The sequence below is a fragment of the uncultured Tissierella sp. genome (genome assembly GCF_902479755.1).
Taxonomy (GTDB): domain Bacteria; phylum Bacillota; class Clostridia; order Tissierellales; family Tissierellaceae; genus Tissierella; species Tissierella carlieri.
Window position 1 is genome coordinate 1 of sequence record NZ_CABSQO010000069.1, and the last position, 10444, is coordinate 10444.

General features: G+C 28.8%; 11 protein-coding genes. 6 read left to right on the forward strand and 5 right to left on the reverse strand.

The features are described from left to right. Positions 1–109: 109 nt before the first annotated feature. Positions 110–655: a GNAT family N-acetyltransferase gene (locus RDK80_RS19410; protein ID WP_308525237.1), complete on the reverse strand. Its 546-nt coding sequence runs from the start codon at positions 653–655 to the stop codon at positions 110–112. Between the two features lie 283 nt (positions 656–938). Here RDK80_RS19410 and RDK80_RS19415 point away from each other — a divergent pair, with 283 nt between their 5' ends. Then, positions 939–1445, forward strand: coding sequence for a sigma-70 family RNA polymerase sigma factor (locus RDK80_RS19415; protein WP_308525238.1), 507 nt, complete (start codon positions 939–941; stop codon positions 1443–1445). Beyond that, complete coding sequence (locus RDK80_RS19420; RefSeq protein ID WP_308525239.1) at positions 1438–2331, forward strand: DUF3298 domain-containing protein; 894 nt, start codon at positions 1438–1440, stop codon at positions 2329–2331. The genes RDK80_RS19415 and RDK80_RS19420 overlap by 8 nt, the downstream gene beginning before the upstream one ends. A gap of 85 nt (positions 2332–2416) precedes the next feature. Here the strand turns inward: RDK80_RS19420 and RDK80_RS19425 are convergent, their stop codons facing one another. The 3 genes from RDK80_RS19425 to RDK80_RS19435 form a co-directional block, all read right to left on the reverse strand. Continuing rightward, positions 2417–3526, reverse strand: a complete 1110-nt coding sequence (locus RDK80_RS19425; RefSeq protein WP_308525240.1) for a winged helix-turn-helix domain-containing protein — start codon at positions 3524–3526, stop codon at positions 2417–2419. Next, positions 3516–4829 carry an MFS transporter gene (locus RDK80_RS19430; protein ID WP_308525241.1) on the reverse strand — a complete coding sequence of 438 codons (1314 nt, stop codon included), beginning with the start codon at positions 4827–4829 and terminating at the stop codon, positions 3516–3518. Before RDK80_RS19430 ends, RDK80_RS19425 begins: the two co-directional genes overlap by 11 nt. 243 nt (positions 4830–5072) lie before the next feature. Then, a complete protein-coding gene (locus RDK80_RS19435; RefSeq protein ID WP_308525242.1) occupies positions 5073–5651 on the reverse strand; it encodes a TetR/AcrR family transcriptional regulator in 579 nt (192 codons plus the stop codon). A gap of 205 nt (positions 5652–5856) precedes the next feature. Between RDK80_RS19435 and RDK80_RS19440 the strand changes: the two genes are divergently transcribed. From RDK80_RS19440 to RDK80_RS19455, 4 genes are all read left to right on the forward strand, one after another. After that, complete coding sequence (locus tag RDK80_RS19440) at positions 5857–7656, forward strand: flavocytochrome c (RefSeq protein WP_308525243.1); 1800 nt, start codon at positions 5857–5859, stop codon at positions 7654–7656. Between the two features lie 210 nt (positions 7657–7866). Beyond that, on the forward strand, positions 7867–8319 hold the full coding sequence (locus RDK80_RS19445) for a DUF4342 domain-containing protein (protein ID WP_308525244.1): 453 nt from the start codon (positions 7867–7869) through the stop codon (positions 8317–8319). Between the two features lie 93 nt (positions 8320–8412). Beyond that, on the forward strand, positions 8413–9096 hold the full coding sequence (locus tag RDK80_RS19450) for a response regulator transcription factor (RefSeq protein ID WP_308525245.1): 684 nt from the start codon (positions 8413–8415) through the stop codon (positions 9094–9096). Further along, positions 9089–10267, forward strand: a complete 1179-nt coding sequence (locus RDK80_RS19455) for an ATP-binding protein (protein ID WP_308525246.1) — start codon at positions 9089–9091, stop codon at positions 10265–10267. Before RDK80_RS19450 ends, RDK80_RS19455 begins: the two co-directional genes overlap by 8 nt. Before the next feature lie 70 nt (positions 10268–10337). On the opposite strand, the gene RDK80_RS19460 is transcribed toward RDK80_RS19455, so the two are convergent. Beyond that, on the reverse strand, positions 10338–10444 hold a 107-nt coding region (locus RDK80_RS19460), incomplete at its 5' end, for an adenine deaminase C-terminal domain-containing protein (RefSeq protein ID WP_308525247.1).

Genomic DNA, 10444 nt, shown 5'->3' on the forward strand with positions numbered 1-10444 from the left:
TAGAGCAATTCTATGAAGATATTGTACTATTTTTTCATATTTAGTTTACAGAGCCTAAATATAATAATTTCTTAAAATAAACTAATCTAAAGCTCCAAATATTCAATTTTTATTTATGATTTTCTAATCTATATACAACCATATTGTAAACTTTGCTGCTAAGGTATCCTTCCTCTTGAACCCTATTTATCTCAACAAAATTGCATTTCTCTAAAAGATTAATTGATTTAAGATTATTTTCCTCTGTATATGCTAATAATTCCTCCAAGTTCATTATATTAAAACCATATTCAATTACACTTAATAACGATTCTTTCATTAATCCTTGACCTTGATAATCAGGCATAATTCCATATCCTAATTCTCCGCTTTTTTGTTCTTCATTAATGTTCCAGATGCAAACAGTTCCTATAGCTTTATGTGACTGTTTATACTCAATTACCCATATAATCCATTTATTATCATCGATGCCTTCATTCATTCTATCAATGTAAGCTCTTGTTTCATAGATATTTTTCTCTAGCTTCATATCTGTATATTCGTTCATTCGTGGATCTTTTCTCATTTCAAATAGATCTTTAGCATCATTAGAATTCATTCTTCTGAGAATAAGATTTTTCGTTTCCATATTAGGAAAAGGATTGAAATCTATCATTTTAATTACCTGCCTTCGTACTATTTTTATAATCATAAATAAATACGCTATTCCCTATTTATATATTAATACCCTTAATACATAAGTAGATTATTCATAATTATTGATTTGCAATACCTATATAACATATATTACCATTAATTCCTTGCTAATATCATAAAAATTTTATGATAAAATAAATTAATTATTTTTTAAAAGCTAAAACTTTTTAGACAGCATATCCGTCTATATAATGTAAGATGAAAAAAGGCATCTATACAATTGAAGGGAGAAATTCGTACGAATGGCAAATAATTTAGAAAATCAACTTGAAGACTATATTATTAAAAATAAAGAACTTTTTTATAGGCTAGCTTATAGTTATGTTAAAAATATTGATGATGCCTTAGATGTTGTTCAAGAATCTATCTATAAAGCTTTTTCATCTATTGATTCCTTAAAAGATTTTGGCTATATAAAAACCTGGTTTTATAGAATTATAGTAAATGTTTCTCTAGATCTTCTCCGTAAGCGAAAACGGGAAATTATAACTGACGAAGAATTTATATTAAGTAATGACGTTGGTGCAGTTGACCATTATGCAGATATAGACTTAAAAAAAGCCTTAGAAACTTTACCCGAGAACTATAGAAGTATAATAGTGTTAAGATTTTTCGAAGACTTGAAACTAGAAGAAATTGCAGAAATTTTAGATCAAAATATTAATACTGTGAAAACCCGTCTCTATAAAGCATTAGAAATATTACGCTTATCAATGGATGATGAAGATAAGGAGGCTAAAAATGGATAACAGAAAGTTAGAACAACTAAAACAAGAACATATAGATATTCAAATTCCAGAAGAATTAGACCTTTTAGTAAGAAGTTCAATAAAACAGGGGAGGAAAAACATGAAAAGAAAAAATAATATTAAAAAAATAAAGATAGCATCAGCTTCAGTGGCTGCATCCGTTGTTCTATTAACAGCAGGAGTGAATACTAGTCCAGTACTTGCAGATACGTTATCAAAAGTACCTGTTGTAGGCGGCATAGTACAGGTATTGACTTTCAGAGAGTATAAAGTAGATGAAAATAATTATGATGCAAATATCAAAGTTCCAGAAATACAAGGACTAGAAAATAAAGAATTGCAAAATAGTTTAAATGAAAAATACTTAAATGAAAGTAAGGAATTATATGACCAATTTATGAAAGACATAAAGGAACTAGAGGAAGCAGGTGGAGGTCATTTAGGAGTAGACAATGGATATATAGTCAAAACTGATACAGATAAAATACTTTCCATAGGCCGTTATGTTGTAAATACAGTAGCTTCATCTTCAACAACATTCAGGTATGATACTATAGATAAAGAGAAACAAATTTTGATAACATTACCTAGTTTATTTAAAGATGATACCTATGTTGATATCATAAGCCATAATATTAAAAGTCAGATGAAAGAGCAGATGAAATCCGACGAAGACAAATTTTATTGGGTTGAAGAAGGGGAAGAATCCATAGAACTATTTGAAAAAATTTCAAATGAACAAAGTTTTTATATCAATGATAAAGGAAAATTAGTGATTTCATTTGATAAATACGAAGTAGCTCCTGGATACATGGGTACACCTGAGTTTGTTGTTCCAACAGAAGCAATATCTGACATCTTAGTAGGAAATGAGTATATAAAATAATAAGTTTTAGTGAATTACCCCTTAAATATCTTTATATAATTTTACCCTCTTAATCATTATGAGTAAGAGGGTAAATCTATATTTATTAAGATTCTTTTGGAAACATTAAATCTTCTTTAAAGTCTTTTATAACCTTATCAAGTAATTCATAATCTACTACATATCCATACTTATTATCAATTCTATCAAGCTTTATAACCTTAGCCTGAAGCAAATTGTTTATATGGTAAGATATGGTTGCACTAGATACACCTAAAGTATTCGCTATTTCTTTTGTAGATGTTTCTCCTGAAGATATTAATTTTAACACTTCATATCTAGTTTTATCTCCTAGGTTTTTGAAAACCTGTATCCTTCCATTTATTTTATTCTCATTTATTTCCTTCATTTTTCTAAAAGCCTTTTCCATTTTCAATCCCCAGGCTACATAATGATACTTACCTACATCTGATATGGCAATAGCCATAGGCATTATTAGAGAAATTAATATATTATTTTCTTCATTATTCATAATTTTGGGGTCAATTATAGAATAAGTTATTTCTTCTAAACCTTTTGCACCGTTTTTATTTAAGAAGTCTACTAGATACTGTCCATAAGCTTTTACTTCATTTTCATATAATGAATAAATTTCCTCGAAGATAGGCAGTAGTTTATTCATTAAATCAATATATATTTTCATATACTTAATAGGTTCTTCCACGATTAAAAACAGAGTCCATTTCGTAGATGCTTCAATTGGCAAATCCTTTATAATTGAAACTAATTCATTTTTATTTAGACTAATGGTTTCAGCCTTGCTCATAATCTCATCTGAGTATTGATGATTATTTTCATTTCTTGAAATTATCGAATAAGCAATGCATTGATTAATGTCTTTTTCATTTAAAGTTGATAACATTTCCAAATATTTTTTTTCATTTTCATAACCAAATATTCTTTTTGTTTTTGAAATTAATCCTATAAAATCATAATCTCCAACAAAATTGTTCATATAAAATAATTCTATTTCTTTTATATATGGTTTTAATTTATCTTCTACTTTATTAATTAAATCAAAGTAATCATCCATTGGAAATTTTTCGTAGTCATAATCTTCCTTTAAATTTTCATAACGTTCCTTAACAAAGATTAAATTTGGAAACTCCAAAAAATCATATATTCTACTTTCTGTAGGATAAAACTTAAACTTCATTTATCACATCTCCTATTAATTCAGATTCTGGTTTGATTTCTGACTTATCTTCTAATTCATCATAGCTTATTAAGGCAGCCTTATATTTCATAACAGTTATAACCAATATAAGTCCACTTATGATTATTACAACACTTGGAAGTATTATATCATATAGAAATCCAAAAAGCATTTGCCCTATTGGGATAAACACTGTAACTGCTAAGTTAAAAACTGTCGATGTTCTTCCCATCAGTTCCAAAGGAACTATTTGATTGAAAAGAGTACCTAAAGCTATATTAGCCACGGTAGCTAATATACCTACCATAAATGAAATACTCAGCAATCCAATATATGGAATTATATTTGTATTAAAAGCATTTATAAATATATTTGATGGTATAATTGCCATAATTAATATTAGAAAAGATATAAATATAAAGCTTGTAAAACAGAGCCTACCTATTTTTACTTTCTTAATAATACTCCCACAGAGAATTGGTGCTACTAGCATAGATGCTGATAAGATCATTTGAAAAATACCAAATTGAAAGTCATTGGTTTTTAATACTTCTTTAATTATAAATATCAATCCAATGGAAAATAAAGGTCCTATGCAAAAATTAATTATAGTTCCTAGACTTATCATAGTAGATATTAGTCTATTGCTCTTAATTATATTTATTCCCTCCATTAAATCTGTCTTAAAAACATTCATATTAATCTTCTTTGGAGCTTTATGATTCTTAGGTATATTTATAAACATCTCACTAATAGCAGATAATAGAAAGCTAATAGAGTTTACTATCAATATAACCCTCATACCAAAAGCCCCATAAATAAAAGATGCCAAAACAGGTGCCAATATATTTCCTATATTCATTACAAGAGAATTTAGTGAATTAGCTTCTAATAATTCTTCTTTCTCTACTATACTAGGTAAAACTGCTGACATTGCTGAGTGAAAAAATATTTCAGTAATTTCTAATAGAATAACTAAAATATAAATCATAGGAATAGATATACTTCCATTGATTATATAAATTACTGCAAATGTCCCAATTATGATTGAATTTAAGAAGTCCAATAATACTATAGTTTTTTTTCTATCAAACCAATCTCCAAATACTCCAGCTATAGGAGATAATATTATTCTTGGTAAAATAGATATTGACAACATAGATGCAAAAATTGTAGCAGATCCAGTAAGTGCTAACACGTATAATGATAATGCAAATTGCTGCATATTGCTACCTAGCAAAGAAACTAACTTACCTAATATTAATAAGGAAAAATCTTTTCGTTTAATAAGTTTTAAATTCATTGCACTACCTCCCTATATTATCTCTTTACTATACATTATACAAATAATTATCTAATGTCAATGCAAAAATTAGATATTTATCTAATTTTTATGTGTTCATTAGGTTTTATCTAAAAATTAAATAAAGATATCCCTCAATTATCTTGAGGGATATCTTTATTTAACATTATTTTTTATATTATTTTCAGATTTCAAGACTTCATTATAATTTTTAATGATTTATATTTTATCTTCTAATGAATTTTATATAACTCTTATCAATCGTCTTGTATAATTAGTAACAAATTCAACTAAATCATAGCTTCCACCATGCAAACACCAATCAAATATTACTCCTCTTAGTGCAATAAACAGATATCTTACAATTTCCTCTGATTGCATATCTGTATTTATTTGGCCCGATTCTTTTCCAGCATCTATTATATCTTTTAATACAGATTGCATATGCCTACCTTCTTCTATAAATAAAATATTACTTGTACTATATATCTGTTTTAATTGATCTATCTTTATAGCTTCACAATACTTAGCATAGTGTGCAAAGAAATTTACTATATTTTCATAAGCATCTTGTCCAGTTGACACATTTGAAACAGTATTTAAGAAATAATCATCTGCTATTCTAAATATTTCATTCAATATATCTTGCTTTGATTTAAAATAGTTATAAAATGAACCTACAGATACACCAGCCTTAGTGCATATTTCCTCTACAGTAATATTTTCAAATCCTTTTTTTTCAACTAAACTCATGGCAGCATTGTAGATATTTTCATAAGTAATCTGTGCCTGAATTTGCCTCTTATTAAGTCTTTTATTCATATTAATTCTCCTTAGACTATTATTATATAAATTATACATCACAATAGTGTTTTGTCAAAATTATACTCTTTTGATAAATATTTATTAAACATTATTGACATTTTATTAACCAAATTATATAATGAATTCATTCACTGAATGCATTCATCGAATTAGTTCATAATGAAATATTTTAAACATTAAAATATAAAAAGGAGGAGTTTTATTGAAAAGTTTTAAAAGGTTATTGTCCTTATTATTAGTAATTTCTATGGTTTTATCTTTGGCAGGATGTAAAAAAGCTACTGAAACAAATAATTCTACTTTATTTAAACCGGGTAAATACATAGGTGAAGGAAAAGGAATTAATGGTACAGTAAAAGTCGAAGTTACAGTAACTGAAGATGAAATAACAGATATTAAAGTATTAGAGCATAATGAGACCCCAGGTGTAAGCGATTTAGCTATTGACGATCTTCCTCTTCAAATTATTGAAGCTCAAGGTTTGGGGATTGATACTGTTGCAGGTGCTACAATGTCAAGTAATGCTATATTAGAGGCTGTTGGTCAAGCTTTAGAAAAGGCTGGAGCAAATATTGAAGCTCTAAAAGAAAAAACTGTTGGGAATGACTCTTCTTCAGCTACTGTTACGGAAAAACAAGTTGATGTTGTTGTAATAGGTGGAGGTGGTGCTGGATTAGCCGCTGCAGTATCAGCACATCAAAATGGGGCAAGTGTAATCGTACTAGAAAAAATGCCTAGAGTTGGAGGAAATACCATGATCTCTGGTGCATCTTATAATGCTGTTGACCCTAAAAGACAGGAAGCACAAGGTATAGAGGATTCTGTAGATAAACACTTTCAACAAACCTATGAAGGTGGAGATAAGCTTGGAAATCCAGAACTTATAAGAATATTAGTTGATAATGCTTACCCTACCATTGAATGGCTAGAAAGTATGGGTATGGAGTTCAAAGATACACTTCATACTGTTCTTGGTGGACTATGGCCTAGAGCTCATGCACCAGTTGAACCTTTAGGTACAGGATTTATCAATACCTATATGAACTATATCAAAGAAAATAATACTGAAATGGAAGTATTAGTTAATACAGAAGCTACTGAACTTATAATGGAAAATAACAAAGTTATAGGTGTTAAAGCTAAAAGCCCAGATGGAGAATTAATCCTTAAATCTAATAATGGCGTAATTATAGCAACTGGCGGTTTTGCAGGAAATGTTGAAATGAGAGATGAATATAATAAGAATTGGCCGTCATTGACAAATCTTAAAACTACAAATCATCCTGGTGCAACAGGAGATGGGCTAGCTATGGCAAAGGCGATAGGTGCAAATCTTATAGATATGGAACAAATTCAATTATTGCCTATGGGAGATCCTAATACAGGAAGCTTAAGTGGAAATATCGAACAAGGTGTTGAAAATCGTATCTTCGTAAATAAAAGCGGAAATCGTTTTGTTGACGAAGGAGCTCGTAGAGACGTAATGACAAAGGCATTATTTGAACAAGAAGACTCCTTCATGTGGGTAATTCTTGATAGTCATTCATATCCCACTGGCGATGTTAGAAATCACTTTAATGAAAGTATTGATGAGTTAGTTACAGAGGGTAGAGCTTATAAAGCTGATACCTTAGAAGACCTTGCTAAACAAATAGGGATTAATCCTGAAAACTTAGTAGAATCTGTTAATAAGTTTAATAGTTGTGTTGAAACTAGTAAAACAGATGAATTTGGTAGAACTCTATATCAGTTTAAAATTGATACTGCACCTTTCTATGCAGGTGCAAGAGTTCCAACTGTTCACCATACAATGGGAGGAATACAGATCAATACAAGTGCACAGGTATTAGATAATAATGGAAATGTAATACCCGGACTTTATGCAGCTGGTGAAGTTACTGGAGGTATTCATGGTACTAACCGTTTAGGAGGAAATGCATTAGCTGATATTAGTGTATTTGGAAAAATTGCTGGTGAGAATGCAGCAAAAAATAATCAATAATAATTTAGAAAAAACTAGCCTCTCTGCTATATAGCAAAGAGGCTAGTTTTATTAATTCCTGCCTTTATATACTATTTAAAAACTCTGAAATTTCATCATAGGTTTTGAAAAGCATTATTTTCTAATGAAATTTTAATCTTCAGTTAATAATCTTTTAATTATATTACTTTATTATATAAATATAGAAAATAATCAAATGGAGGTATTAAAATGGAAATTACTCTTGAACAAATTGATTTAATAAGAAAAAGAGCCAATGTAAGTTATAAGGAAGCTAAGGAAGCATTAGAAAAATTTAATGGAAGTATAGTTGAAACTTTATCTTTCCTTGAAGAACAAAATAAAATAAAATCTGAAGGAGGAATTAAAGATTCTTCTTTTATGAAAAACATTCAAGATTCTGCATCAAAATTAAATAAAATCAATTTTATCATATATAAAAATGAAAAGACCGTATTAAATATTTCTTCCTTAATTGCCTTAACAATAGGAGTATTTACTTTACCTTTCTCCATAGCCGTAATACTTTTACTTGTATTGACACATCATAAGATAAGGCTTGAAAAAGATAATGGAGAAGAATGTAGCATAAACGATAAAATTGATAAGATATCTAATGACTTAACTTCTGCTACAGATAAAATTGTAAATGAATTTAAATAATAAATAGAGCCTGCTGAATAAATCAGCAGGTTTTATTTATACTGTTTCTAGAATCATAAAGATAGTATAATGATATTTAAAGGAGTGGTTGTTATGGATAATAAAAAAATCTTAATTATAGAAGATGAAATCAAAATAAGTAGATTTCTTCAGTTAGAACTTGAACATGAAGGCCATATTGTAAATACTGAACAAGATGGAAGACTTGGATTAGAAAAAGCCCTCCAAAAAGACTATGACCTTATTCTATTAGATGTAATGCTTCCATCTCTAAATGGGATGGAGATATTGAGAAGATTAAGAACAACCTCTCAAGTTCCTGTTATTATGCTTACAGCTAAAGATGAAGTAATGGACAAGGTAATGGGGCTAGACATAGGAGCTGACGATTATATTACAAAGCCCTTTGCAATAGAAGAATTATTAGCTAGAATAAGGGTAATCTTTAAACATAGTAGAATTCCTGCTACTGAGCCAAATATTATTCAAATAGATAAATTAGTTCTTGATATTGATAAATACTCTTTAACCTATGATAAAGACCCTATTGATCTAACTAAAAAAGAATTTGATTTACTTAAATATCTTATGCTAAATAAAGGGATTGTCTTGACAAGAGATAATATTCTGGAAAAAGTTTGGGGCTATGATTATGTAGGAGATACAAATGTAGTAGACGTATATATACGTTATCTTAGAAGTAAAATTGATGATAAATATAATAAAAAATTCATCCATACTATTCGAGGAGTGGGGTATCAATTAAAAGATGAATAAATCAAATCTAGGGCCAGTATTTACATTTTTATATAAAATTATTAAGAATGTATTGTATATTACAGTGTATATATTGCAATTCTTATTTGACTTATTAAAGAAATCTATAGAAAAAATAAGTAATAGACTTAGATTCTCTATAACATTTAAACTAACCCTTAGTTACGTATTTATTTTTATATTAATATCTATTATAACTAATACTCTTATCATAGTAGGATTCATACGCTATGTTGGTAATACTCCTTATTATGATTATGTAACAATCTTGGCACTTATCCTATTAGCTTCTAATGTATTAGGTATACTTCTTATAGTATTGATTGGATCAAAGGCAAGCAGAAAACTTCTTTCTCCAATAGATACGATGACAAAAATGGTAAAAGAAATATCTATAAATGACCTAGATAAAAGGCTAGACGTAAGGGGATCGAAAAATGAATTAAAAGATCTTGCTATAACCTTTAATGACACCCTCAACAGGCTTGAAGAATCCATAGAAAAACAAAATCAATTTATTTCCGATGCATCCCATGAGCTCAGAACCCCTATTTCAGTAATACAAGGATATGCAAACCTGCTTAATAGGTGGGGAAAAGACGATAAAGAAGTTCTTGAGGAGTCTCTTGAAGCCATTAAAAATGAATCTGAAAATATGAAAAACCTCGTTGAAAATCTACTTTTCCTAGCTCGTGGAGATAAACATACTCAAAAAGTAGCTAAAGAAGATTTTCCTCTCAACAAACTCATAGAAGAAATATTAACAGAAACTAAATTAATTGACGATAGTCACATAATAACCATTGAAAAAAATGATGAGATCATTGTAAAAGCAGATAAAAACCTCATAAAAGAAGCATTAAGAATATTTCTAGATAATAGTATAAAATATACTCCTGCTGGGGGTACTGTAAAATTAATGTCTTATGAAAAAAATGGCAAAGCTGTAATAACTATAGAAGATAGTGGTATAGGGATTTCAAAAGAACATCTTCCTCATATCTTTGATAGATTTTATAGGACTGACAAATCAAGAACCAGAGAAAGTGGGGGAACAGGTCTGGGACTATCTATAGCAAAATGGATCATAGACAATCATTCTGGTAACATTGATATTGATAGCAAAATAGATATAGGAACAAAAGTTACTATAGAACTTCCCTTACGATAAATAGTAAATATAAATAATAGGGACAACCCCTCAAGCTTTAGCTTGGGAGTTGTCCTTAAATATTGTTTATTTATCTAATAACAGGAGGCAGAATCTTAAAATTATTCACATCTATCAGTCCTTTGTCAGTTATCTTCCATGCTGGACTTGTAGATAGTGCTAAGAAGGATAGATGCA